The sequence below is a fragment of the Enterococcus termitis genome (genome assembly GCF_001730305.1).
GTDB lineage: Bacteria > Bacillota > Bacilli > Lactobacillales > Enterococcaceae > Enterococcus_L > Enterococcus_L termitis.
The window spans coordinates 1-21993 of sequence record NZ_MIJY01000013.1 but is presented as its reverse complement, the minus strand read 5'-3'; the positions used below and the strand labels follow the sequence as shown (position 1 = coordinate 21993).

Sequence of the window (21993 nt, the reverse complement as noted above, 5' to 3'; positions counted from 1 at the left end):
TCCTCCTATAAAATGATTTGATACATTACTTCATGCATTTGTTCATCTTCAATAAAACGTTCGAATGCATCCCATTCGATTTTATGATGATTTAAAATAGTTTCCAATTTAGTTTCAGCTGGAATATTTTTTAAATTGCTGTATAGCTCGATCGTTACATTTATCTGCTTAAAATAAGATTGATTATCAGCCTTTAAATTATCGGTGTTTTCTTGATAATACAAAATATACGGAAGATCAGGGGCTTTGCCTGTCGGCCATTGACGATAACCAACTTTTAATTCTGTTTTATCTAGAATCACTTTCAATTCTTCTAACGTCATCGTCTCACCGCCTTCTCTACAGCTGTCATAAATTCTTGCACAGCTGTTTCTTCTACCGGAGCAATATGTTTAATCGGTTTCGATCTGCCGCCGTTTCTTAACGCGTGATCATTTTCCAACAAATGGGTTAGTTGGTAGTCTGTAGCATTATGCACAACATAGCTTAACGAGTGCCAACGCGAGCCATCTGAGATCTTTTTCACACGCCAACCTTTTGCATATTTTCCTTTTCGTTTCGGGCTGGATTCACTTATTTTTTTAGCAGCTGCAGCAGAGATTTTTTCCGCTTGTTCATCAATTTCTTGCTGGACCTCTTCCGTGTACTCGATCAAGCTCTCGTGAATTGCTTTTGATAGATCATTCGGTTTAATCTGCGAATAAGATTTTTTAGCCATTTTGATCACCGATTTTTTGAGTACATTTCAGTTCAAGTTCTTCCTGATTAATTGGGTAAGTATCAACGACACGAAGTTTCTCCCCTTCATAAATCAATGTGGCTTGTCCGTCATACTCGTAAGGATGAACAATTAAAATTTGTTGCAATTTGATTCCGTTTTGTCCTGCAGCCCAATGATCAGACCGACCAATAGGTCTTTTACAGCAGCAAACAATTTCCTTCTTTGGTGTTCCCTTAATGGGTTGCCCTAGTTTATCTTCTGTATAAACATCTGTTAATAAGGTAACTTCATCATCCCAAGTCAATTCATTCATCTTTTTTTACACCGCCATTCTTCAAAATCAAGTTGTGTAATCGATATTGAATATTTCTTGGCATAACTCCTTCTCCTCGTGATCGATACCGCCATGCTGCATAATCGACAACAAACATCAAATGATTATTGTCTGTTCCATCGATCGACAAACTTTTTTCATTTGTTAGTTCGCTGACAATGCTTTTCAAAATAGCAAGTAAATAGGCATCTCGATTATCTTTCGAGATACCTAAGTTCGCTTTCAGTAGAGGTAAAGCTAATTCTTCCATGCCTTACTCCTCCGATTCTTCGGCTTCTAGCTCTTCCGTTTCCTTTTCTTCTTGATCATCATCTTCTTCTAAAATAATTAGTGGCTTGCCAATTTTGTTTTTATCAGTCGTCAGCTCTGCTAAGCGTTTCTTTGATTTTTTCCCGATGTATTCATCACCGATTTCATAGATTTTATTGTTATCCTGTAAATCTCTAAATTTTTCAATCACTGTATACATACTATTCCCTCCTTTTATGCACCTGGTACTTCACTTTCAATTTCTAAAGTAACTTGAACAAATGCTGCAGGCTCAACTGGTTTCCCATCATAACGACCAATACCACGAATAGCTGTTTGATAATCACGGAATTTATAATGTTGTGAAGAATCGATTTTTGTTTCTTCTCGTTCTACAAGTGTGTATTTTTCAAATACCCCAAAAATCAATTTGTCTTTAGGAATATAGTTGTTAAACACGACCGGCAATCCTAAAAAGTTAGGTGTACTAAGGTTTGGTAACTGTACAACATCTTTACCGCCACTATCGACATGTAAGGTTAATGCAGCAATTCTTTCATAGTACGTTTGACGGTGCATCGCTACTGTAATATCTCCTGTTGCATCTTCACCAGTATCGATTTTACCGATATGCGGGATAATTTCAGCGTAAGCTGGTTTAGCTGTTACTTGATTTTCTGTCGGAATTGCTGGAATGATTCCAGCTGGTTGTTTTTTCTCTTTCCCTTCACCGACTGCAATTGCCTTATCAATCCCTTTAGCGATTGAACGAGCAATTCGTTTTGTAAGATAATCATCCAAATTAAGAATTGGTTGCGCATCATCTAATAAAGAATTATCAATGTAAACGATACGACCGATTAAGAATCCGTCAAATTCAACCGCTGATAATTCTGAATCGTCATCTTCCGGCAATGTAACTCCGCGCATTTCCATCCATGTTGCTTCTTTTGTGTCAACATCAAGAATTAATTTCACTCTACCTTTAGCTACAACTAAATCAACTAATGGATATAGAGTTGTAAAATCGCCAATACGTTCTCTAATTCTTGACATCACAAGATCAGGAACAATGATTTCGTTATCTCCCCCTGCTGGTAAAACATTTCCTGCTGCACGTGATTTTAATTTAGAGCGAAGTTCTGTATAAAAATCAAGAACTTCTCGTGTTAAATAGTTATCTCCTAATTCTTGAGTTCTTGTTTGTACTGTTTTTGCCATTGATCGAACATCTCCATTTCCTTTATCATCTTCCGGTTCTTTTTCTTCTAGCTCTTTCAATTCTGTTTCTAAATCCTCAATCTCTGCGACAAGTTCTTTTTCTTCTTCTTTTTTTTCGTCAATTTCTTTTTGAAGTTCCTCTACTTCTTCTTCAACAGCTTTGATTTCCTCATCTGTTGCAGCTTCCCCGATCGCTGCTTCTAAGTCCGATTCCCGTTTTTTCAAATCAGAGAAAGCAGAACGTAATTGGTCCAATAATGATTTACGTTCCTTAATTTTTTTATTTACTAATAGTTGTCTAAGTGCCATGATTTCATCCGCTCCTTAATGTTTTGTTTACGTTCATTTCTTCGTTTTTCATTCATTCCATTTACTTCTTTGCGTCTTGCTTCGACTTCCGTATCTTCATAGGCAGGAAAAGTTACAACGGACACTTCAAACAGTTCAATTTCTTTGATTGTCCATTTAACCGTTCCATCATCACGCCATTCTGTATCTTCCTCCAATACACGAAAACCAAAACTACATTGATCAATGTCACCGCGCTTCACTCGTTCATACAAATTGACTGCGTCTGAATCATTTTCGTTGATTAAGATTTCCCCAAACAATCCTTTAGAATCAGCCTTCAATGTAAGAGTTCCAGCTTTCGTTCGTCCTAAAACTTTCGAACTATCATGATCAAACAACGCCCGAACATCGTCAGGAATCGTTTGGCATGCTTCTGGTAGTATTTCTTCAAATGCGCCTGGCCATAATTCGGTTTCCGAATTAAAAACAACAAAATAGCCGGCAATCTTCTTTTCGCCAGCTTCTTCATTATCTCTTGTTTGTAAACTACTTACTACACTACGGATTTGCCTTTCTTTACTTCTCGTGGTCATTCGTCCTCTTCACCGCCTTTATCTAATTTCTTTTGATCTCCTATCATCCCTTTTGGAATATAATTTTCAAGAATGACTAGTTCGTCCAGCCCTTCCATGAAATCAAAGTCAACAAGTCCTCTTGCTTCGTTTCCAGTTGCCAACCCCATTTTATAGAGGTTCATACCTAAATTGCCTAGCACTTCTAAATCGTAGGCGTATAGGCTTCTAGCGTTGCACCTGAAATACCATTTTGGATTTACGAGCAAGTTTTTAGTTAATGTTTGTTGGAAAATTTGAGCAATCGACATGATTTTCGTTGTAATAAAATTGTTGTACTCATCTTTGTTATAGTTCCCGACTCCTAAGAAAAAAGCCGGAACTCCTAAAAGTCCAGCGACCGTCTTTTTATCGATCTCAACTGCATCATTAATGGCAATATCATTCAGCGTCAATGGTTTTACTTGTTGTACTTCGATCATTTCCCCTGGAACGATCCACGGCTTTCCTGTTTCTGATCGCGTTAGATACATTTCTTCAATTTTCTTTCTACCTTCTTCGTTGGTCAACTCTTCCGTTTCCCCGTCTACCTTAACTATAATGTTTGGCATATACTTAGAACCCATAAAGGCTCGTTTCGTTGCGGTCGCTTGTTTAAGATTCTGAGTGATATCTTTTAATGAAAGGCGATATCCCGTTCCTTGCCACGGCTTCTCCGGATCTGGATTGATTGCAAAATGGATAATCTCGTCCGGATCAAATACAGTCCCTTGATAACCAACTTTATAAGATAACCCATCTTCAATAAAGTTAACTTTAGAAGGTGCCAGCGGGATCAATTCATCTATCAATCCATTTTTAATTACTGGCCAAACAATACTATTTCCGTCGCCTGGTAGCAACATGGAATAAACAATCGCATATACCCAATTTTTTCTAGTCATAACAGAGTATGGATTGATATCCAATTTACGGGATAATTCATTTTTCACTCGAACATCACCTTCCGGAGTGTTCTCCATCAAATGAATAGTCATATTTGAAACTAAATCAGCAATCTTATCCACTGCGATTTTCACTTCCGGATTCTCACTCAACCGAGTATAGCCCGAAACAAATAATTCCTTGGCGCTATCCGAGATAAAGAATCCAACATTCGATTCATTTGTTGGCTCTGATCTAATTTTTGCTTTTCCTGCTTTTCGTTTTCTTTTGCTCATCTGTCATACTTCCTTCCTAACCGCCGTTTAACCATCCAGTTGCGACTTTTGAAATACCTGTATCTTCTAACATTTGGCAACAAGCAAACACACCTGCATCAAAAATATCAATCCTTTGTGTGCCACCATCTCCATCAACTTTTTCATATTGGATCATGTCATCTGTTTTTTCAATCGCTCTGACATTTTGAACACAATACTCAAATGATTCATTCCCTAAATAGTAGAACTCCGAATTTTTAACTTTCATTTCTATTCGTCTAAATCCTTCCGATTTACGCCAAAAGTACTGCGGCTGATCCACTATTTTAAATTTTGCTTGCTTCATTTTTCTAAAGAACTCACGACCGAATTTTTTATCAAAGCCAACTTTTTTTATTTTGAATCCTTTATTTTTCATCAAAATGAACCAGTTGACTATATCATCGTAACTGGTTGTCGGGGTATTCGACATCGTTAACCATCCGTCAGCTTTCCAACCGAACACAGGAATATCATCTTCTTCTGCTTTTTTTGTCGCATTAACCACAGGAAAGAACGCTTGTGTGATCACGATATCAATTTCTTCCCCTTTGAACTTATAAGTCCCATAGATGGCACCAGCCGTTAAATCATGCAATTTGGATAAATCTGCACCACCATACCAACTAATAGGTAATTTAGCTAGCTCTTCCATGGTCCAATTGTACTGATTATCACTGTAAATGAATTCATTTACATCAAAGTATGCTTTCATCGAATTTGTAAATACATTCAACGTTTTATTGAAAAATTCTCCTCGTAATTGTGGGTCATTCATCGCCTGCTCTGCATCTTTGATTAATTCATCAAGTGTTACGGTCACACCAACGGAAGGATTAGCCATTTCAAGAATTTTAGGATCTGTATAATCAAGTATCTCCCCTTTTTCATCTTGATCCGCCTTACAAATAAATATGAAATATGAATCATCTGTAACTGTTCCGTTCAGCACTTTTTTACAATACTCAAGACGTTGTGCAAGAAAACCGTTCGGGATATCTCCCGCTGTTGAAATGCCTAATAACAGTTTGTTTCGGTATGCTTTCTGTGCGTTTTTCATCAAAGAATACTTCTTAGCTCCAGCACGTTTCCAAGAATGAAGCTCGTCCAGGATCAACAAGTTACAGTTCAAAGAATCTAGTCTATTTTCGTCTGCAGCAAGTGCTTGTAAATATCCTGACCCGTTTGTCTTCCAATCAAATGAGATGGAATGTTCAGCATTATTATCTCGGATTCTAATTTTGTTTTTTCGAGCAGAAGGTTCAATATTCTTTCTAAGGAAGTCAAAAGCCTCCATTGTCTGTTTCAATGAATTCGCTAAAAGATAAAGTTTAGATCCTGCTTTTCTTTCTAATAGAATCATCGCCCAACTAAAGGCAGCCATAAATGCAGTTTTCCCTTGCTTCCTAGGAATGAATATTAATGATTCAACGAACCGCCGCATATTTGTTCCTGGAATAAAAAATCCTAACAAATTTACTACTACATAAATTTGCCACGGCTGTAATATCAATGGTGATCCTGGCAAATCATTTCCTTCAATATCTTGTCCTTGAACATGTTTGATCGTTCCTTGAATCAGTCCGATAACAAAATCAACTTGATCTTGTCGGACATCCCATTTGTCTGATTCAAGATCATTTAGAAATCTCTGGCATTCAAGAATCTTCTCTTCACACGCAACTTTCTTCCCTTCGACAATCGACGTTGCATATTCAACAGCGACTTTGAAATGCGGAGAATCAATTTTCTTTAGACTATTACGAGCCATGTTATTTTATCCGCCCATTTTTTCAAGGAAATTGGCTAACGGATTATCTCCGTCATCTTCTCCGGAAGTCTTTCTATTTTCTGCCGCTTTTGCGTTAAGACAGAGCCTGTCGCTGTATAAAACGATGTCTTTTCTTAGACTTTCGAGAGATGCAAGAATCGGGCTCTTTTTTACACTGTTTGTACCTGAAATAACAAAAGTTCTGCTCCCATCTTTTTCGAACTCCCGCAATTGAAAATAATATTGATGAACCAATCCGGCATAAATGCTGATAAGCCTGTTGTATTCAATTTTGTAAACACCTAACGATTTCATTTGTTTGATCGTATCGCGTTTGATCGTCTCTTCTTTTGGCACATTTTTTACCATGATTTTTTCACCTCATTTTCTCAAAAAAAATTTATGGGGGTCGGCGCATTTGGAAGAAGTTCCCATCCTCGGTTCCCAAAACTATATTTTTTGTTTTTAAATTAGGGGGGATTTGATTTTTTTCTTTCCCATTTTTCAAACTCCTTCCTTCTTTTTTTCTGCCAGTACTTCCCTTTAGCAGTGATAGAGTGATCCTTCCTACTATGGAATGTATTGTGCGCCTCGTTAGTTACAGGAAGTAAATTCCAATCAACTAAAGAGAGTTCAGGATAAAGCTCTAATGGATAAATATGATGAACTGTTTCAGCATCAACCGTGGTTCCGTATCTTAGTGTTTGCTGGCAAGTGTATTCATATTTCTTCAAGATGTGATTCTTTTTCTTTATCCATCTTTTGCTTTTGTAAAAAGGATTTACTTGTTTCATTTCGATTACATTCTTCCTTTGCTCGCGCTTCGGCAATCTTGATATAGATAAGATATCGTGTCTTTTTAGGGAACATCATTGCGCTCTCCTCATTTTTTTGTAATCAAAAGAGACACCGCGATTAATGCGATGTCTCTTTCCTCTATCTAACAATTGGATGATTTAGAATGACACTATGTGAGTAGTCTATTCTTATTCTCTCCATCGACTAAGTATCGAAAAAGTTTTTAAAAGATTACTGACTAATTGTGTAATTGTGTTTTTATCTCTCCTTACTTTTTCGACGCTATCATAGTAACACAGAAAGTGTGCACGATGTGTGCAAGGAATGTGCATTTAAAAGTTGCTCATAACAACTTCGACTCCAAAAAGTATTATGGAAAGTTTATTTAAGTATTCGGTAATTCTTTTAGTAATTACACTTCTATCTACTCTATACTCAGCAGCAATATCTGCATCACTTAGTTTAACATCGTTTAGATATTTCATTTTCAACATTGCATACCCAGTAGGATTTTTTTTCTTGAATTCATTCATTGATCTGTCTACATGGTCCATAAGCTTAGATGTTTTAGCTTTATTTTCTAATAGCGCAGTAAGATGGAATCGATCTTCTCCCCACACACCGCTTGTCAGCTCATCGGTTACTTGCTCACTAATTATTTCGCAATGTGATTTCAAGAGATGGTAATTGCTCAATAAAAGTTTCGTGTTATGATAAGCATTGTCTCTTAGTTTCTTTTTCTCTAGTAAATTCAATTTATGCAACTCTTTAGAAATTTTCTTAATTGTATTGTCACTTAGTTCGACAATTTGAATTTGCTCTTCCATAATCCTCTGTCCTCTCTATAGCAGACATCAACATTCTGTTAATTTCATTGACTCTTTAATTGTGTCACATGGAAAACAATTGTATCCGTTTTTGTCACATTTCTCTGTTGTATAAGAAAATCCAATATCCCCATTAACAAAATCAGCAGTAAAAAAATCAGTGCCCGCTTTTTCATAAGCACGTTCAACTGTATAAACTCCATCAATAGGTATTTCTACCAATCGAAACTCTTCCGGTTTAAATCCTTCTTTCGTTAACTGATCGGCGATCTCTTTTAAATGCTGCTTCTCTAAACATTCGTGATAACTCGCGATTACGGTATAGCTTAGCAGACGACCCCTGAACTTCTTTTCATTTTCTAAATAGTCAAGTGTTGATTTTTTCATAATGTTCTCCTTTCACTCTCTAGACATTAAATAAATACTCAGTCCTGCAAATATCCATATAGGAATGATACATACTATCCAATCTACCACGCCTCTTACCTCCGTTTTTCAAGAATCAATTTAAGGTTCTTTGATTTCCAAATATTCTTTGATCTCCGAAATCATATCTTCTCTCTCATAATGTTCTTGATCCAAAATTTCTTTGATATCATCTTGAGTAATTCTTTTATTTAAAGTATTCCTTTCAACTACATCCACTACCCACTTAGGATGAGCACCTGCTTTAGAGTATGCAGATTGTGGCAACAATCCCAATAACGCTTCGTATCTCTGTTCAAGGTCAATGGCCATCCCAAGACAAAGAACAAACTCTTTATCATCTTTACGTTTTTCATACAAATCAGGGCGCTCATCCTTCATCATTTGCAAACAAATAGCGAACCATTCCTCATCCTTGAATCTGCTTCTTGTAACCAAAGGACCATAGACTACTTCTTTTCCGTCAACTACTACTTTTACCATTTCTTTTCCTCCTAATTATTGATGATCTGCCAACCATTACTATTTCTATAATAGATACGCTTAAATGCATCTACCTTGAAAATCAATTCTCCTGTGCTGTTTGATCCGAAGACTAGTACAGCTTGTTCGTTATTCTCGTTTATCGGTATTAGATTTCCTTTAGCGATGTTCTTTTTCATAAATAAACCTTGTATGACCGCTGATGCTTCATCTACCGATATTCTGTTTATCATTACTGATCAGTTCCAATGATTCCATTTTTTCGAGGTAATCGTAGTAGTATAAATGTTCAGCCACCTCAAAAGGTACAAAATACGACAACGGAATATTCTTACCACCACCGGAAAGAATATGGCTTTCTATCGTCATATACTTCTCGATATCTAACAGGAATACCTTATGCAGCGGATTGAACTGAATCAGCAGAAACGCTGCACCACCTGTTTCCTTAAAATCCAATAGAAATTTCTTTTGGTGAGGTGATACAGTCGGTTTGTTGTGGCTGAATAGGTTAAACCTAGTTTTGGTTGCTGTACTCTTACAATCAAAAGCAACAGGTACACCTTTTAGATGTCCGATAAAGTCACAGCCTGTTTTTTCAGATGGTACAAACACAGTACTACCATAATTTCTAACTGCTCTTGTGCCAGTAGGTATTTTAGCTACAACTCCTAACTTTTGCCGCTGATACCATAAATTAGTTACAATAATTGTTTGCTCGAATCGGCTCCATTCTTTCATTTGATAATCTCCTTTCTTGAAAACATCTGTCTAAAAATTGCCATTAGCACTGCTCTTACAATAGAATTGCCAGCCTGCTTATATAACTGACTATTGCTACAGACAGCTTGTGCTTTATAAAAATCCTCATCTTCAAAATCCATCAATCGCCAACATTCGAGTGGCGTTAATTTACGGATTCTATATCCGTCCGTTACTCCTGCATCATGTTTGTTTGCTTTTAAGGTGCGACTTATTCCTTCTAACGGACCTCTATGAAACTCTGGTGAATCATTTGTGTATATTCCTGACTCTTCAACGACATAGTTATCTTTCTGAACAGTAGTGATTGTATTTGACGTTCCTTTTTTGTTAACCTCCAACCTTTGTTCAACAAGATTACCAGGTGCCCTGTCACTAGGATTCTTAGGATTCCGCCCCCTACTTGCGGCTATGACTGGTAAGGCAACAAAGTTATTCTCTTGCCAACTTGATGTTGTGATCGATGGACTGAGTTCATGTGATCCACCTTCGTTGAAACCTCTTCCTTTTTGTAATATTTTAGGTTCTTCACCTTTTCCAGTAGTAATTGTTGGTGCAATTCCGTTTTCGTCAAATACATCGCCCCCTTGACCTTTACCACTTGGGTTGACATTACCCACCTTTTCAATAATTTTAGGTTGTCGGTTTCCACCTTGCATAGTGTCTAAAGTTGGTGAAATACCTTCGGCACTGTATACTCTTCCTAGTTGTTCCCGATTAGAGTCAAAGCTACCAACCTGTACAATTTTTGGTGCGTCTTTATACATTGTTGCAGATAAAGTAGGTGCTAACATTTCTTGGCTGTAAACTCTATCCCTAGTCGCAAAACTTAAATCGTTTCTTTGGTGACAGGTACCAATTACTTGTTTGCTCAAATCAATCTTTCCGTCAGTGTTTTTCAAAAGCTGTCGGACTTTTTCATCTGACAAGTAATACTTCTCGTCAACTTCATCTTCCAATACATCTTTAAGCCTTTTAGTCAGTTCAAATGGTTTGGGAAAATCGAACTGTTCATGATCTCCTAAAATACTAACGACAAATACACGTTCTCGATTTTGTGGAACTCCATAGTGTTTAGCATTTAACACTTGCCAATAATTTGCGTACCCTTGACTTGCTAACCAATCCAACCACTTATCAAAATTAGGTTTGTGTTTTTTACCCACTAGATTTTTGACGTTTTCCAATAATAGATATTTGGGCTTTTTACCCTCAATCACTTTTCTACACTGCCACAACAGGCTACTTCGTGTTTCGCTATCCTCGTCTAATCCTTTTTGCTTTCCCGCTACAGAAATATCTTGGCAAGGAAAACTGTACGTAAACAAATCATGATCAGGTATTTCATCAACGCTAATTTTTGATATATCCCCTAAATTATTAACGGCACCATGGATTGCTTCGTAAGATTGAATTGAAAATTTGTCTATTTCACTAATAGCCACTACTTCATGATCTATTCCTAAATCTCTTAATGCCATCGCTTGGGAACCAACCCCTGCGAAAGCTTCAAAAACTTTTAATGTCATAATTTTTAAAAAGGAGTAAAAAGCTTTTTAAGTGCTGGCCAGCAAACCTCCACTCCTTTCTTTGTTTTATTTACCGAATGCGAATTTCTTGTCGCGTGTTCTACGGTTATATTTTTTGATGTATCGTTCGTTGCCTGTCAAGGTGTTATTTCTAACGACATTAATGGCGCTTGTCATCAAACAGCTCATACCGTTTTCTAAAGCGCGCTCGTTTCCCTCGATCTTCATTTTGTTTTTCTTAATGATATATTCAATCATCTTTTCCATGTGCTGTGTCCTCCTCTAAAAATCGATTATACGTATATCGTTTCGCTTGCTCTGACAAAAAATAGGTTGGTTTCTTAATCAAGTAATCTTCGGCATGCTTAGAAGCCCACCCGATATCGACTAATTCATCTAGCTCTTTATTTGGTCCGATATACTGATTCCTAACTATTTGCTTTCTTCTATCCAATCCAATCGTTTTTTTCATCACTTCGTATTGTTTATCCGTTATATTAGGCATATCTGTAACGCCTCCCTTTACGATCTGGCTCCCCACTATGCAAAAGCTTCGGCAATGTATTACTCCCTATTCTGCAACGTTTCTGTACCGTGGGTAATCCATAGTAAGTGATAATATTGCCGTCTGGATAAATTACTTCGATCTTTGTGCCCTTCGGGTCTTTTATCTGTTTCCCGATTTTACGAACCATTTCGGCAGCACCAGGGAATCCTTCATCTTCCATGTACAAGTGGTACAGCAACAATTTTCTTCGTGCTGCTTTTTCTTCTCTTTGATCCATGACACTATTTCTCCCCTTCCATTATTTTTCTGATTTGATAAGCGTTATCGATCAACAGCTTTATCGTGTCTTTTGGATACCAACGTTTCGTGTATCGCTTATTCTTTTGCCTATCCCTTGTTGTTAGCCAATCTAACTTCTTTGTTGTTTCTTCATCTAGCGAAAAACGAATCCTAGTTAGTTCGGATTGTTTTTTGTAGATGGGTCATCAAACAACGATAGGTGGGTCATCTGATTTTTAGGTTGATTTCTAGGCATCGACTTCTACTCCCTTCGTTTGCTCTTTCTATTCGGTGGTTCTTTTTTCCACATGATCAAATGAAAATGCCATCCAGTCTCTTCGTAGTACGTTGGTTCAATAAACGTAATGTGGTACTTTGGATATATTTTTTCAAAATATTCATAGCCGTAATCGTTTGATGTTGCATACTTTTCTATTTTTCTCATGGTGTACAAATTATCGTTTTTAGTTCGATATGGGCGTTTTAAGTTTTTGCTTGCTCGCCAGCTTTTTTTCTTTGATTTCCAGCTACGAGCTTTTGAAATATATTTTGCTAAACCGACGATACCATCCGATGTCGCTCTAACAACTGAATGATAAGTACGTCCTAAACTCTCTCGTTTTTTTCCTCTGCCAGTTGCCCAGAGATCATCTAGTTTGTCCATTGTTACACCTTTTTCAAAAAGAGCATGAAAATGAATATGCTTCAATTCGCCCGTTTCTTGATCTTCTGTAAATTCAAGAATATAAATATACTTCATTTTTTCTAATCCGATTTTTTTTCGATAGTAATTGATACGTGCAATAAATTTGTCGAAATCATCATAGGCATCTTCAATTGTCAATGGATGATATTTCGGTTTATAGGTGTAAGTTGCCCAATAATCTCCTTCACCGAAATTCCCCTGACATAACCATCTCAAATGACGTCTACTGTTCTTGTCATTTAGATTTCTTTGCTTGGGACGAGATACGCCTCTTTTGTTTGGCCTTTTATTTTTTACGATGGTTGCTGCTTCTTCTGTATAGTTATAAATATCTACTTCGACATATGGTCCCGTTTCTATTCTCTTTGCTCTCACAAATGACCTTGACATGTAAATCCATCCATTCTTGTTTATTCTTTCCCCGTAACGTTAATATCAATTACAAGGTTGACAAAACGTTGATAATACAACGTTCGCAACTTGATAAATCTATTCAAGAATGGTATAGTTTACCTATCAGTTGTTTTCATTCTTGAAAGCAAAAGCTTTGACCTTCTCTCACAAAGAAGGTCATTTTTTATCGATTGCTGCTTCGAGTTCACCGAGGCGGCTTTCTTTTTTTACTTTGAATTTCATCACTTCTGCATCTCGCCACGTATCTTTTTTCGTGCCGATATATTCAAGCTTGGTTAAACGATCCAGTTTTGCCCTGTATGACATAACATTTCCATTAACTGGATGCTTGATATGAAAATGAATACCGTTTTCCCTTAGTTCTTCTCTGACTATTTTTAGATTATTTTCTTTAAAATATGCAGCTGCTTGTTTGTATATCTCAACCCATAATGGCCTCACTTCTTTCGGGCATTGGTAGGGTATTCTCAATAGATCACGCATTCGATCACCTTCTTTTTAAAGCATAGAAGAATCAATCAATAATACTCGGCTTTTATTTTCATCAATGATGCGTTTCGCTTCGGAAAATCCTATCGGTGTATTTTCCCCTTCAACTACTGATTTTGATACTCTTTCTAACGCTTGTTGCTCTGAAATTACTTCTATGAATGGAATTTCATCATCGTTTGAGTACCCTCCAATTTCGATAGCTTCTTTTTTGTTCTTAGCCTGAATCAGTTGTTCTTCCTCAAAATCATAAAATTTCGTTCTAGACATTTGTTTTCTCCTTTCGTTTAAAATCTCGACCAGTCATCCTGATCACCGTTAGTATCGTTGCCATTTTTAGCTCTAAGGAAAGCGTATATCCCGTAAAGAATACACGCTGCCCCTATTATCAAAAGTATTTTCCCTATGAAAAATCCCATATGATCACCTATTTCTTAGCATCAACAATTGCTTCGCCAGTCTGCACTTCAACCCAGCCATGTTTTAAGCGGGCTTCTGCTTCTTTAAGGTTGATCAATTCCGGTGTGATCGATTCCGAAAGTTTTTTATTTGCATCAGCTTCCGCCTCTGCAGACTTCACTTTTTGATAAGCTTGGCTATCTGCTTTCGTTTTGGCTGTCTGTGCATCTAGCTTCGCTTTCTCATTGTCTTGACCTGCTCGGATGATGCCATCGATTGATTTTTGTGTTTCACTGTCAACTTCCGGTACTCCGACTGTTACATCTTCAACAATAAAACCTTTCGCTTCTACTGCTTTTGAGAAATTTCCAAGTAAAGAAGCCTCTACTTTTGAAGAATCGCCGGATAAAACATTTAACAAACTGTATTTTGAATAAACTTCTCGTGCTTCTTTCTGCAGCTTAGATTTTAGCCACCCTTTTTCAATATCTTCGGATGTGATATTTCCGAATTCCTTGTACATTTTTGATGCATTCGTAGGATCTACCTTGTAATCATATTTGATATTTACGGTAGTTTTTTTGCCATCAGAGGTTGAAACGGAGACATCTTTTGCCTGGATCGTTTGCAAACGAATCGGATATTGGATCACTTTATCTAATCCGACAAATTTAACTCCTTGTGATAATGTATTGTCTTTAATACCACCATTCATGGAGTATCGAACACCCACATAGCCATTATCGATCTTTTCGAAAAACTTAAATGCTCCGACTACTCCTAGCCCTATAACTACCGCTCCTGATACAAGCAGCTTGATCCCTGTGTCTTCTTTCATATTTCTTTTTCTCCTTTTCTGTGATAAAATTTGTTTGTAGAATATTTATATTAGCAACCTGACGGAAACTTCCCTTCTGTTAGGTTGTTTTTTTATTACCAATGTGTAACGACCCACTGATCGATATTTAAAGTTGTGCCTGAATAATCTCTCATTGCTTCATCTGTTCCACAAGCAGAACAAATATAGATACCTTGTTCATGTCTTGACATCGCATTTCTTGATGGTGTTTTATCCAAAGTAGAAATACCGCAACGTGGACACAAAGTCGGTTTCTTCTCACCTAAATATTTTTCGTTATATGATTTTACGTCCATCTGCATAACCTCCATTTCTATTATTTTCTTCTGCCTTTTTAAACAGACTACCTGGTGTAACATTAAATTCATCCGCTATTTTCTGTACCAGTTCAAAGGATGGTGAGTATTTATTTTCTTCAATCGATTTGATTGTAGCTGGTGATACATTCACTCGTTCCGCTAACTCCTCTACAGACATTTTTCTATTCTGTCTATATTGCGGGATCATGCATACAGTCGTGATTTTTGATCGCTGTTTTCTTCGGTTCAAATCTTGAGCGTAAGTCATAAAAGCTAGTGATATGCCATAAGTTGCAAGAAGCAATCCGTAAATCAAAACCATTGCTGGTGGCACTCGTAATCCTATTAACATACCTACCCCAAAAATACAGGCAATACCTCCACTTAAGTTGGCTTTTTTTGTTAGTAGTTTCATTTAGATATCCTCCGTGATATGTTCTAATGACTCTAACGCCGATTCTAATTCTAAAAACGCATCTTCTATATTTAAACTAGCTTCTTCCGAATTTTCATAACGTTCAGATCCATGCAAATTTTCAGGCATATTTTCTCTGTATTCTTCTTCCTCATCTCTAATTTCTTCCAATCGTTCTAAAGAAGTTTTTAGCTCTTCGGTAATCTTTTTGATCTCTCTTTTTCTTCTTAAGTTCAATATTCTTCTCTCCTTTAAATTTTGTATTTTTCCATCAAATCGTCGATGTCGTGCTTGTCATATCTTAAAAATCCATCTATCCTGATTTCTTTCAATCCATGGGCTATAAGATTCTCAAAACCTTTAGTATTCACTCCACCGACGTATTTCATTGCTTCGTTCTTTTTGAGGTATCGAACATGCGCAACGTTCGATCGGCTGATTGAATCTACCGCATCTCTTACAATTTGCACAATCGCAACTCTCAATGATTCTAGAAATGTTTTGCTAAATAGGTCCATTAGGCCTTCCCTCCTTTAGATCAGCACAGTTCTTTATTATGCTGACTTTTTGTGTTTTTCTTTTTCCAGCTCTAACCTTGCTGCTTGTTCAGCGACACCAATCATGTATCCTGTAATGAAAGATTTTTTAGGATCATCTGAAATAACGAATTTCTTCATTACACGATCTTGCACTTCTTCCTTTGTCTTATTCATAATCTCACCTCCAAAACGTTTTCGTTGATAACAATATAATACACGTTGGCGATATTGTCAATAAAAAAGTTGCCAATGAAAACTATTTATGTTTTAATTGTTTTTAGGAGGTGATCTAAAATGAACGAACGTATTTATCAATTAAGAAAAAAACTGGGATATAATCAAGAAAAATTTGGAACTTTAATAGGTGTAACAAAATCTGCAATTAGTAATTGGGAAAGCGGACGAAGAAAGGTTCCTGATTCGTCAATAAAACTGATATGCAGACAATTCAATGTGGACTATATTTGGTTAACAACGGGCGAAGGAGAAATGTTTCATCAGTCAGACGATGAAATAGAGGTTGCTGTTGAAAAGATTATGTACGGAGAAAATGAATTTCACAAAAACCTATTTAAAACATTTTTGAAGTTAGGCGAAGAAGAGTTACTCGCGTTGGAAAAAATCATGGACACGTACGATGAAATTGTAAAAAATGACAAAGAAAAGAGCTGACATTATTTGCCAGCTCTTTTCATATTTCTAAAAATATAATTATAAATTTTTTCTAGTTCTTCCGGTTCTTCTATTTCAATAACTATTTCTAGAATCGCTTTTTTATACGTCTCAACTTTGACTTTAGTCGCTTTATTTTCCATAAGTGCTGCTCCTTTTGATTGATCGAAAAACTTTATTATTCGTAAATTACAAAAAGATTGTATTTTAAATCTTACAGAATATTTCTAGTGATAATTAGTATTTAGTTTGTTATACTAGTGTTGTTTAGCGCTTATCGCTAAGATAGGAAATTCTCTGATATCTTATTTGGTTTAGCCGCCCGAAGATATCAGAGTATTTTTTTATACCCCTCCTACAAATCCATAACCGATTAACCCAAATAGCAATGACATCATTTGACCACACCTCCCTCTTGGATATTCCTACTAACAATTAAAACACCAAACATTACCTAGGAGTTCTAATTACACCCATAATGTAACAAATTAGAGATCAAAAGAAAAGACAAAATCTGCAAATTTTCACTATAGGAAATTATTAGCAGTTTTCCAACTCATTAATAAAAAAATGTATGTTTCTTTATATATTTTTGCTATAATGAAAATTAAGGAGGTGAAACCTTGAAAACAGGCGAAATTTTACGTTTTTTTAGAAAAAACAATAAGCAGAAACAAAAAGAAGTTCGACCACTTGAAATGAGCCTTTCAGTTTATTCAAGAATAGAATCAGATAAGCAATCAATGAACTTTGAAGATCTCCAACAAACTCTCGAAGGGTTATGTATTACTCCGGAGGAATTTATAGCTTTTTCGGATGCTGACTATAAACAACGGAAATTCATCGAACTATTTAATTATTGCGGTAGTCATCTAGAGAATCAAACAAAAAAAAAGCAATTATTATCATATTACAACCTTTATATATCTGATAATAATTTGTCACTTACTAGTTACTCAAACCTAATTGCAATTAAACGATTTTTCGGTGTTCATTGGGACGAAGTTGAGCAACTTAAAAAAAATGAAGTCCAGGACATTGTAAATTATATTTCAAATAGGCTTTTTTTAACATACTATGACTATAACATTTTATTGAATATCAGCTCTTTGTTATCTGCAGAACAGTCGAATGCAATAATACATAAAGCTCTCCCAATAAAGAAAGAAAACAAACGATCAAGAAAAACTAAAGTATTTGCGTACAACATTGCAAGAAATCTAATTACTGCTATGTTGTATGAAGGAGAGTTTCAGTCAGCAAGAAAATATATTGAGTTAGCTAAAATGCAGGACGTTGAGCTAGCAAATTATAATTATCGGATGCATATACAATATTTGCAAAACTTGCTAGATTACTTAGAAACCGGAAATGCTAAATATCACGAAAAAATCATGCATTACATCCACACCTTAGAAGATATTGGAGATCATACTACAGTAAATGATATTAACAAAGAAGTCAGATCGCTAACGCATCAAAAAGGCAACGGTATTTCATTGTGGAATGATGTTCATCCCATCACTATAATCAAAGAAGATTAAAGAAGCGATTTTTTATTCGCTTCTTTTTTTAGTTGAGTTAAACAATCTAATGATGATATAATCAAATTGTAAAATATTATTACAGGAGGTACACTTTGAAAAAGAGCATAGTACTATTTATGTCATTGTTAATGTTAGTTGGTTGTTCTAGTAATTCATCAAAAACTACACAAAAAGAAGGTACAAAAGAGTCGACTGTTACAAAAAAAGTTACTAAGAATAAGCAAAAGAAAAAAGAAGTTACTAAACAGTCAACTTCATCTTCCACTTTAAAACAGAGCGAAGAACAACAAATTGGTTTATCAGATTTTGTAGGTGGCTGGGGAGTACCACAAAGTGGCAATCTATTTTTTATTAATTCAGACGGAACTTATTCTTCAGCAACAGCGACTAACGCCAGTCTTGGTGATATTGCTTTTTCTGTAAATGATAATAAAACTTTTTTGATGTCTACTTCAATAGGTGATTTTGTCAAAGAGCTTGACGGAACTTTAACTGCGAAGGGACAAAATTATCAATATTTAGGAAACGTCACTATGGAACAATTCTTACAAAATAAAGAAGATAGTGCTGTTCAAAATCCTCAAGAACCTTCTTCATCTCCTTCAGCAGCATCTGAAAATAATGTTGCTGGAAGAGTTGCTCCAGTGGACAATAGCGAAAATATTGCTGAAATTGTTTCTTACTTTGATCAACAAAGAGCATTGATCATAAACAAAAAAAGAGAGCAAATTCAATCATGGAAAGATTCAGGCGAGGTTGAGTGGTCTGATGAAATAATAAATTCAGCATTCGCGGAATTTGAATCCTATTTGGGGTCATCTTCTGATTTCACCCATTTGGTCGGCAACTCTTCTCAAGATTATATTAAAGCATCAATAGATAAACGATTCCAACATGCTTTTGATACAATGATACAAAAATGATCTTTCATTAATCTAATAGAGTTTGACAACAAAATTAGGATATGTAATAATACGGATTGTATGGCAGACGTTACCACGTTGCCCGATTCAAACTAATTAGGGCTGATCTTATTAGGCAGTCCGCCATCACATTTTATGTGGTGGCTTTTTTAGTATAAAATTTGTATTGGAGGAAACAATGGCAGAAAAAAAATTAGATTCTAGAATTAAGGAAAAAGAGGTAAACGGAAAGACTCGTTACGAAGCACAATTATATCTAGGCGTTGATCCTCTAAATGGAAAGAAACGTAGAACGACACTACGGAGTTCTAAAAGCGCCGAGGATCTTGACCGGAAAATAAAACGAAAAGAAGCTGACATTAAAAAAAGTGGATTGCAACCAAAAATAGAGCAAAAGAAATTCAAAGAACTTTTTGATTTGTGGTTTGTTAACTACAAAATGACTGTAAAAGAAAGTACTTGGGCTTCTACCGATCTACTTTTTAGTGTTCATATCCTCCCTATTTTTGGAGACAATTATATTGATAAAATGGATGTCATGTTTTGTCAAAAGGAAGTTAATACATGGGCGGAGAATAGTCCTAAGAATTTTAAGAAATACAAAAATTATACTTCAAATGTATTTGATTACGCTGTTTCCATTGGTGTGATAAATTCAAACCCGATGAAACTCATAACAATGCCTCGAGGAGAAGTTTTGGATATACAAAAGAAAGATATTCCTTTCTACAATAAGAAAGAGCTAAATGAATTTCTTGAAGCAGCGAAAGATGGAGATTCAAAAATATATACTTTCTTTTTCTTACTGGCCTATACTGGCCTTCGTAAAGGCGAAGCTTTAGCATTAGAATGGTCAGATATAAACTTCCAACAAGGTGAATTAACTATTAATAAAACATTGACTCGTGGCGAAAATAACCGATTGATTGTTAACCGCCCAAAAACAAAATCAGGAAGCAGAACTATTTTGATTGATGATGACCTTTCTAGTGTTTTAAAAATGTATAAAACCACTTCCGGAAAAGTTGTCTCATTGAACAAAAAGAATTCTTTAGTATTTTCTGATAGCGAAGGTAATCATATTAACCCAACGATGACAAAAACATGGCTTAAATCCGTTTATAGACGTTACCCAAAAATGAAACAAATTTCGGCTCATGGATTTCGACATACACATGCTTCTCTATTATTTGAAGCTGAAGTATCTCTTAAAGATGTTCAAGAAAGATTGGGGCATTCAGATATCAATATCACAGCAAACGTTTATACTCACGTTACTGAAAATAAAAATAAACAAATGCTTAATAAATTTGCCAACTTCATGAAAAATGGGTAGTCAAAGGGTAGTCACAAAATAATATTGCGAAATAAAAAAACACCAACGATCAATTATAATCGTTGGTGTTACTAGTATACCGGCGGCCGGGGTCGAACCGGCACGCCCTCGCGGGCACTGGATTTTGAGTCCAGCGCGTCTGCCAATTCCGCCACGCCGGCATAAAATAATTTTGCAAGGCGGTAACCGGATTTGAACCGGTGATGAAGGTTTTGCAGACCTCTGCCTTACCACTTGGCTATACCGCCATATTATAATGTAAATTTTCTCAACTAGAGAAAAACTGGGGTAGCTGGATTCGAACCAACGCATGACAGAGTCAAAGTCTGTTGCCTTACCGCTTGGCGATACCCCAAAATTTATAAGTAAGGGCGACTGATGGGAATCGAACCCACGAGTGGCGGAACCACAATCCGCTGTGTTAACCACTTCACCACAATCGCCATAAAACACTTGGCAAAAATTTAAAACTAAGGGCGACTGATGGGAATCGAACCCACGAATGGCGGAACCACAATCCGCTGTGTTAACCACTTCACCACAATCGCCATAAATTTTAACAGGGATAGTAGGAATCGAACCCACAATGACGGTTTTGGAGACCGTAGTTATACCGTTTAACTATATCCCTACTTTTAAATGGAGGAAAGTGGATTCGAACCACTGAACCCTAAGGAACGGATTTACAGTCCGTCGCGTTTAGCCACTTCGCTATTCCTCCAAAATGGCGCAAGACAGAATCGAACTGCCGACACACGGAGCTTCAATCCGTTGCTCTACCAACTGAGCTACTGCGCCAAAAATATAAAACGGTCTGGACGGGACTCGAACCCGCGACCTCCTGCGTGACAGGCAGGCATTCTAACCAGCTGAACTACCAAACCGTAATTTAATGGAGGTTAACGGGATCGAACCGCTGACCCCCTGCTTGTAAGGCAGGTGCTCTCCCAGCTGAGCTAAACCTCCAATAAATAAATGAAAATGACCCGTACGGGAATCGAACCCGTGTTACCGCCGTGAAAGGGCGGTGTCTTAACCGCTTGACCAACGGGCCAATAATATATGAAACGGAGAGTAAGGGATTCGAACCCTTGAGACAGTGTTCACCGCCTACATGATTTCCAATCATGCTCCTTCGGCCTCTCGGACAACTCTCCAGAGCTAAAAGAAGCAATATACTCTATTATTTCCTATATTAAGGAACTCCGGCAGTAGGACTCGAACCTACGACATCATGATTAACAGTCATGCGCTACTACCAACTGAGCTATGCCGGAATAACAACGAGCGCGGCGACGTCCTACTCTCACAAAGGGAAACCCTTCACTACAATCGGCGCTAAGAAGCTTAACTTCTGTGTTCGGCATGGGAACAGGTGTATCC

Annotated in this window: 34 protein-coding genes, 13 tRNA genes and 1 rRNA gene; 4 read left to right on the top strand and 44 right to left on the bottom strand. The window is 36.6% G+C overall.

Annotation, left to right across the window (positions count from 1 at the left end):
• Positions 1-5: 5 nt before the first annotated feature.
• From BCR25_RS09515 to BCR25_RS20370, 29 genes are all read right to left on the bottom strand, one after another.
• Complete coding sequence (locus BCR25_RS09515; protein WP_069663384.1) at positions 6-323, bottom strand: hypothetical protein; 318 nt, start codon at positions 321-323, stop codon at positions 6-8.
• Positions 320-718 carry an HK97 gp10 family phage protein gene (locus BCR25_RS09510; protein ID WP_069663404.1) on the bottom strand — a complete coding sequence of 133 codons (399 nt, stop codon included), beginning with the start codon at positions 716-718 and terminating at the stop codon, positions 320-322. The genes BCR25_RS09515 and BCR25_RS09510 overlap by 4 nt, the downstream gene beginning before the upstream one ends.
• Entirely contained in the window at positions 711-1034 is a 324-nt protein-coding gene (locus BCR25_RS09505; protein WP_069663383.1) for a phage head closure protein, read from the bottom strand. Before BCR25_RS09505 ends, BCR25_RS09510 begins: the two co-directional genes overlap by 8 nt.
• Positions 1027-1305: a hypothetical protein gene (locus BCR25_RS09500; protein WP_069663382.1), complete on the bottom strand. Its 279-nt coding sequence runs from the start codon at positions 1303-1305 to the stop codon at positions 1027-1029. The genes BCR25_RS09505 and BCR25_RS09500 overlap by 8 nt, the downstream gene beginning before the upstream one ends.
• A gap of 3 nt (positions 1306-1308) precedes the next feature.
• Complete coding sequence (locus BCR25_RS09495; protein WP_069663381.1) at positions 1309-1524, bottom strand: hypothetical protein; 216 nt, start codon at positions 1522-1524, stop codon at positions 1309-1311.
• A 14-nt stretch (positions 1525-1538) separates the two neighbouring features.
• Entirely contained in the window at positions 1539-2834 is a 1296-nt protein-coding gene (locus BCR25_RS09490) for a phage major capsid protein (RefSeq protein WP_069663380.1), read from the bottom strand.
• Positions 2813-3409, bottom strand: a complete 597-nt coding sequence (locus BCR25_RS09485; RefSeq protein WP_069663379.1) for an HK97 family phage prohead protease — start codon at positions 3407-3409, stop codon at positions 2813-2815. Before BCR25_RS09485 ends, BCR25_RS09490 begins: the two co-directional genes overlap by 22 nt.
• Entirely contained in the window at positions 3406-4608 is a 1203-nt protein-coding gene (locus BCR25_RS09480) for a phage portal protein (RefSeq protein ID WP_069663378.1), read from the bottom strand. Before BCR25_RS09480 ends, BCR25_RS09485 begins: the two co-directional genes overlap by 4 nt.
• A 16-nt stretch (positions 4609-4624) precedes the next feature.
• A complete protein-coding gene (locus BCR25_RS09475) occupies positions 4625-6400 on the bottom strand; it encodes a terminase large subunit (protein ID WP_069663377.1) in 1776 nt (591 codons plus the stop codon).
• A gap of 6 nt (positions 6401-6406) precedes the next feature.
• On the bottom strand, positions 6407-6769 hold the full coding sequence (locus BCR25_RS09470; RefSeq protein ID WP_069663376.1) for a P27 family phage terminase small subunit: 363 nt from the start codon (positions 6767-6769) through the stop codon (positions 6407-6409).
• Between the two features lie 101 nt (positions 6770-6870).
• Positions 6871-7194 carry an HNH endonuclease gene (locus tag BCR25_RS09465; RefSeq protein WP_069663375.1) on the bottom strand — a complete coding sequence of 108 codons (324 nt, stop codon included), beginning with the start codon at positions 7192-7194 and terminating at the stop codon, positions 6871-6873.
• A gap of 336 nt (positions 7195-7530) precedes the next feature.
• Positions 7531-8025, bottom strand: coding sequence for a hypothetical protein (locus tag BCR25_RS09460; RefSeq protein ID WP_069663374.1), 495 nt, complete (start codon positions 8023-8025; stop codon positions 7531-7533).
• A 27-nt stretch (positions 8026-8052) separates the two neighbouring features.
• Entirely contained in the window at positions 8053-8412 is a 360-nt protein-coding gene (locus tag BCR25_RS09455) for a hypothetical protein (protein WP_069663373.1), read from the bottom strand.
• Positions 8413-8532: 120 nt separating this feature from the next.
• Complete coding sequence (locus BCR25_RS09450; RefSeq protein ID WP_069663372.1) at positions 8533-8934, bottom strand: hypothetical protein; 402 nt, start codon at positions 8932-8934, stop codon at positions 8533-8535.
• A gap of 11 nt (positions 8935-8945) precedes the next feature.
• Positions 8946-9167 (bottom strand): hypothetical protein, encoded by a 222-nt coding sequence (locus BCR25_RS20375; protein ID WP_069663371.1) that lies wholly within the window; start codon positions 9165-9167, stop codon positions 8946-8948.
• The gene (locus BCR25_RS09440) at positions 9142-9675 is read right to left on the bottom strand and encodes a Holliday junction resolvase RecU (protein ID WP_069663370.1); all 534 of its coding nucleotides are present in this window, start codon (positions 9673-9675) and stop codon (positions 9142-9144) included. The genes BCR25_RS20375 and BCR25_RS09440 overlap by 26 nt, the downstream gene beginning before the upstream one ends.
• Positions 9672-11225: a DNA (cytosine-5-)-methyltransferase gene (dcm, locus tag BCR25_RS09435; RefSeq protein WP_069663369.1), complete on the bottom strand. Its 1554-nt coding sequence runs from the start codon at positions 11223-11225 to the stop codon at positions 9672-9674. The genes BCR25_RS09440 and dcm overlap by 4 nt, the downstream gene beginning before the upstream one ends.
• A gap of 66 nt (positions 11226-11291) precedes the next feature.
• Entirely contained in the window at positions 11292-11492 is a 201-nt protein-coding gene (locus BCR25_RS09430) for a hypothetical protein (RefSeq protein WP_069663368.1), read from the bottom strand.
• Complete coding sequence (locus tag BCR25_RS09425) at positions 11476-11730, bottom strand: hypothetical protein (protein WP_069663367.1); 255 nt, start codon at positions 11728-11730, stop codon at positions 11476-11478. Before BCR25_RS09425 ends, BCR25_RS09430 begins: the two co-directional genes overlap by 17 nt.
• On the bottom strand, positions 11723-12010 hold the full coding sequence (locus tag BCR25_RS09420) for a hypothetical protein (RefSeq protein WP_069663366.1): 288 nt from the start codon (positions 12008-12010) through the stop codon (positions 11723-11725). The genes BCR25_RS09425 and BCR25_RS09420 overlap by 8 nt, the downstream gene beginning before the upstream one ends.
• A 264-nt stretch (positions 12011-12274) precedes the next feature.
• Positions 12275-13108, bottom strand: a complete 834-nt coding sequence (locus BCR25_RS09415; RefSeq protein WP_069663365.1) for a rolling circle replication-associated protein — start codon at positions 13106-13108, stop codon at positions 12275-12277.
• Positions 13109-13288: 180 nt separating this feature from the next.
• Positions 13289-13615, bottom strand: coding sequence for a hypothetical protein (locus BCR25_RS09410; protein WP_069663364.1), 327 nt, complete (start codon positions 13613-13615; stop codon positions 13289-13291).
• Between the two features lie 15 nt (positions 13616-13630).
• Complete coding sequence (locus tag BCR25_RS09405) at positions 13631-13891, bottom strand: hypothetical protein (protein WP_069663363.1); 261 nt, start codon at positions 13889-13891, stop codon at positions 13631-13633.
• Between the two features lie 157 nt (positions 13892-14048).
• A complete protein-coding gene (locus BCR25_RS09400) occupies positions 14049-14858 on the bottom strand; it encodes an SPFH domain-containing protein (RefSeq protein WP_069663362.1) in 810 nt (269 codons plus the stop codon).
• A 95-nt stretch (positions 14859-14953) separates the two neighbouring features.
• A complete protein-coding gene (locus BCR25_RS09395; RefSeq protein WP_069663361.1) occupies positions 14954-15175 on the bottom strand; it encodes a hypothetical protein in 222 nt (73 codons plus the stop codon).
• On the bottom strand, positions 15156-15593 hold the full coding sequence (locus BCR25_RS20710) for a helix-turn-helix domain-containing protein (RefSeq protein ID WP_245792264.1): 438 nt from the start codon (positions 15591-15593) through the stop codon (positions 15156-15158). The genes BCR25_RS09395 and BCR25_RS20710 overlap by 20 nt, the downstream gene beginning before the upstream one ends.
• Positions 15594-15830 carry a hypothetical protein gene (locus BCR25_RS09385; RefSeq protein ID WP_069663360.1) on the bottom strand — a complete coding sequence of 79 codons (237 nt, stop codon included), beginning with the start codon at positions 15828-15830 and terminating at the stop codon, positions 15594-15596.
• 14 nt (positions 15831-15844) lie between these two features.
• Positions 15845-16111, bottom strand: a complete 267-nt coding sequence (locus BCR25_RS09380; protein WP_069663359.1) for a hypothetical protein — start codon at positions 16109-16111, stop codon at positions 15845-15847.
• A 36-nt stretch (positions 16112-16147) separates the two neighbouring features.
• The gene (locus BCR25_RS20370) at positions 16148-16306 is read right to left on the bottom strand and encodes a hypothetical protein (RefSeq protein WP_169819005.1); all 159 of its coding nucleotides are present in this window, start codon (positions 16304-16306) and stop codon (positions 16148-16150) included.
• 120 nt (positions 16307-16426) lie between these two features.
• Here BCR25_RS20370 and BCR25_RS09375 point away from each other — a divergent pair, with 120 nt between their 5' ends.
• Positions 16427-16804, top strand: a complete 378-nt coding sequence (locus BCR25_RS09375) for a helix-turn-helix domain-containing protein (protein WP_069663358.1) — start codon at positions 16427-16429, stop codon at positions 16802-16804.
• A gap of 2 nt (positions 16805-16806) precedes the next feature.
• Here BCR25_RS09375 and BCR25_RS20365 read toward each other — a convergent pair whose 3' ends face one another.
• Entirely contained in the window at positions 16807-16947 is a 141-nt protein-coding gene (locus BCR25_RS20365) for a hypothetical protein (RefSeq protein WP_169819004.1), read from the bottom strand.
• 480 nt (positions 16948-17427) lie between these two features.
• Between BCR25_RS20365 and BCR25_RS09370 the strand changes: the two genes are divergently transcribed.
• From BCR25_RS09370 to BCR25_RS09360, 3 genes are all read left to right on the top strand, one after another.
• Entirely contained in the window at positions 17428-18348 is a 921-nt protein-coding gene (locus tag BCR25_RS09370; protein WP_069663357.1) for a helix-turn-helix domain-containing protein, read from the top strand.
• 95 nt (positions 18349-18443) lie between these two features.
• Positions 18444-19274: a DUF4950 domain-containing protein gene (locus BCR25_RS09365; RefSeq protein WP_139124562.1), complete on the top strand. Its 831-nt coding sequence runs from the start codon at positions 18444-18446 to the stop codon at positions 19272-19274.
• A gap of 178 nt (positions 19275-19452) precedes the next feature.
• Positions 19453-20610: a site-specific integrase gene (locus BCR25_RS09360; RefSeq protein WP_069663355.1), complete on the top strand. Its 1158-nt coding sequence runs from the start codon at positions 19453-19455 to the stop codon at positions 20608-20610.
• Between the two features lie 77 nt (positions 20611-20687).
• Here the strand turns inward: BCR25_RS09360 and BCR25_RS09355 are convergent.
• The 14 genes from BCR25_RS09355 to rrf form a co-directional block, all read right to left on the bottom strand.
• Positions 20688-20771 (bottom strand) — tRNA-Leu (locus BCR25_RS09355).
• Between the two features lie 16 nt (positions 20772-20787).
• Positions 20788-20858: transfer RNA gene (locus BCR25_RS09350), tRNA-Cys, on the bottom strand.
• A 35-nt stretch (positions 20859-20893) separates the two neighbouring features.
• A tRNA-Gln gene (locus BCR25_RS09345) sits at positions 20894-20965 on the bottom strand.
• A 15-nt stretch (positions 20966-20980) separates the two neighbouring features.
• Positions 20981-21053, bottom strand: a tRNA-His gene (locus tag BCR25_RS09340).
• 32 nt (positions 21054-21085) lie between these two features.
• Positions 21086-21158: transfer RNA gene (locus tag BCR25_RS09335), tRNA-His, on the bottom strand.
• 12 nt (positions 21159-21170) lie between these two features.
• Positions 21171-21241, bottom strand: a tRNA-Trp gene (locus BCR25_RS09330).
• 9 nt (positions 21242-21250) lie between these two features.
• Positions 21251-21331: transfer RNA gene (locus tag BCR25_RS09325), tRNA-Tyr, on the bottom strand.
• 4 nt (positions 21332-21335) lie between these two features.
• Positions 21336-21408: transfer RNA gene (locus BCR25_RS09320), tRNA-Phe, on the bottom strand.
• 12 nt (positions 21409-21420) lie between these two features.
• Positions 21421-21494, bottom strand: a tRNA-Asp gene (locus BCR25_RS09315).
• A gap of 9 nt (positions 21495-21503) precedes the next feature.
• Positions 21504-21576, bottom strand: a tRNA-Val gene (locus tag BCR25_RS09310).
• A gap of 16 nt (positions 21577-21592) precedes the next feature.
• Positions 21593-21664, bottom strand: a tRNA-Glu gene (locus BCR25_RS09305).
• Positions 21665-21678: 14 nt separating this feature from the next.
• Positions 21679-21767, bottom strand: a tRNA-Ser gene (locus BCR25_RS09300).
• 46 nt (positions 21768-21813) lie between these two features.
• A tRNA-Asn gene (locus BCR25_RS09295) sits at positions 21814-21887 on the bottom strand.
• A gap of 10 nt (positions 21888-21897) precedes the next feature.
• Positions 21898-21993, bottom strand: a 5S ribosomal RNA gene (rrf, locus tag BCR25_RS09290); the annotation flags it as partial.

Bases quoted from the DNA above. Each gene is read 5' to 3' on its own strand.
- BCR25_RS20710 (WP_245792264.1), bottom strand. From the start codon at position 15,593: ATGAAACTACTAACAAAAAAAGCCAACTTAAGTGGAGGTATTGCCTGT.
- BCR25_RS09375 (WP_069663358.1), top strand. From the start codon at position 16,427: ATGAACGAACGTATTTATCAATTAAGAAAAAAACTGGGATATAATCAA.
- BCR25_RS09470 (WP_069663376.1), bottom strand. From the start codon at position 6,769: ATGGTAAAAAATGTGCCAAAAGAAGAGACGATCAAACGCGATACGATC.
- BCR25_RS09440 (WP_069663370.1), bottom strand. From the start codon at position 9,675: ATGAAAGAATGGAGCCGATTCGAGCAAACAATTATTGTAACTAATTTA.
- BCR25_RS09495 (WP_069663381.1), bottom strand. From the start codon at position 1,524: ATGTATACAGTGATTGAAAAATTTAGAGATTTACAGGATAACAATAAA.
- BCR25_RS09500 (WP_069663382.1), bottom strand. From the start codon at position 1,305: ATGGAAGAATTAGCTTTACCTCTACTGAAAGCGAACTTAGGTATCTCG.
- BCR25_RS09505 (WP_069663383.1), bottom strand. From the start codon at position 1,034: ATGAATGAATTGACTTGGGATGATGAAGTTACCTTATTAACAGATGTT.
- BCR25_RS09490 (WP_069663380.1), bottom strand. From the start codon at position 2,834: ATGGCACTTAGACAACTATTAGTAAATAAAAAAATTAAGGAACGTAAA.
- BCR25_RS09400 (WP_069663362.1), bottom strand. From the start codon at position 14,858: ATGAAAGAAGACACAGGGATCAAGCTGCTTGTATCAGGAGCGGTAGTT.
- BCR25_RS09415 (WP_069663365.1), bottom strand. From the start codon at position 13,108: ATGTCAAGGTCATTTGTGAGAGCAAAGAGAATAGAAACGGGACCATAT.
- BCR25_RS09395 (WP_069663361.1), bottom strand. From the start codon at position 15,175: ATGGACGTAAAATCATATAACGAAAAATATTTAGGTGAGAAGAAACCG.
- BCR25_RS09455 (WP_069663373.1), bottom strand. From the start codon at position 8,412: ATGAAAAAATCAACACTTGACTATTTAGAAAATGAAAAGAAGTTCAGG.
- BCR25_RS09410 (WP_069663364.1), bottom strand. From the start codon at position 13,615: ATGCGTGATCTATTGAGAATACCCTACCAATGCCCGAAAGAAGTGAGG.
- BCR25_RS09450 (WP_069663372.1), bottom strand. From the start codon at position 8,934: ATGGTAAAAGTAGTAGTTGACGGAAAAGAAGTAGTCTATGGTCCTTTG.
- BCR25_RS09485 (WP_069663379.1), bottom strand. From the start codon at position 3,409: ATGACCACGAGAAGTAAAGAAAGGCAAATCCGTAGTGTAGTAAGTAGT.
- BCR25_RS09510 (WP_069663404.1), bottom strand. From the start codon at position 718: ATGGCTAAAAAATCTTATTCGCAGATTAAACCGAATGATCTATCAAAA.
- BCR25_RS20375 (WP_069663371.1), bottom strand. From the start codon at position 9,167: ATGATAAACAGAATATCGGTAGATGAAGCATCAGCGGTCATACAAGGT.
- BCR25_RS20365 (WP_169819004.1), bottom strand. From the start codon at position 16,947: ATGGAAAATAAAGCGACTAAAGTCAAAGTTGAGACGTATAAAAAAGCG.
- BCR25_RS09420 (WP_069663366.1), bottom strand. From the start codon at position 12,010: ATGGATCAAAGAGAAGAAAAAGCAGCACGAAGAAAATTGTTGCTGTAC.
- BCR25_RS20370 (WP_169819005.1), bottom strand. From the start codon at position 16,306: ATGAATAAGACAAAGGAAGAAGTGCAAGATCGTGTAATGAAGAAATTC.
- BCR25_RS09480 (WP_069663378.1), bottom strand. From the start codon at position 4,608: ATGAGCAAAAGAAAACGAAAAGCAGGAAAAGCAAAAATTAGATCAGAG.
- BCR25_RS09405 (WP_069663363.1), bottom strand. From the start codon at position 13,891: ATGTCTAGAACGAAATTTTATGATTTTGAGGAAGAACAACTGATTCAG.
- BCR25_RS09465 (WP_069663375.1), bottom strand. From the start codon at position 7,194: ATGAAACAAGTAAATCCTTTTTACAAAAGCAAAAGATGGATAAAGAAA.
- dcm (WP_069663369.1), bottom strand. From the start codon at position 11,225: ATGACATTAAAAGTTTTTGAAGCTTTCGCAGGGGTTGGTTCCCAAGCG.
- BCR25_RS09475 (WP_069663377.1), bottom strand. From the start codon at position 6,400: ATGGCTCGTAATAGTCTAAAGAAAATTGATTCTCCGCATTTCAAAGTC.
- BCR25_RS09425 (WP_069663367.1), bottom strand. From the start codon at position 11,730: ATGCCTAATATAACGGATAAACAATACGAAGTGATGAAAAAAACGATT.
- BCR25_RS09430 (WP_069663368.1), bottom strand. From the start codon at position 11,492: ATGGAAAAGATGATTGAATATATCATTAAGAAAAACAAAATGAAGATC.
- BCR25_RS09460 (WP_069663374.1), bottom strand. From the start codon at position 8,025: ATGGAAGAGCAAATTCAAATTGTCGAACTAAGTGACAATACAATTAAG.
- BCR25_RS09380 (WP_069663359.1), bottom strand. From the start codon at position 16,111: ATGGACCTATTTAGCAAAACATTTCTAGAATCATTGAGAGTTGCGATT.
- BCR25_RS09515 (WP_069663384.1), bottom strand. From the start codon at position 323: ATGACGTTAGAAGAATTGAAAGTGATTCTAGATAAAACAGAATTAAAA.
- BCR25_RS09360 (WP_069663355.1), top strand. From the start codon at position 19,453: ATGGCAGAAAAAAAATTAGATTCTAGAATTAAGGAAAAAGAGGTAAAC.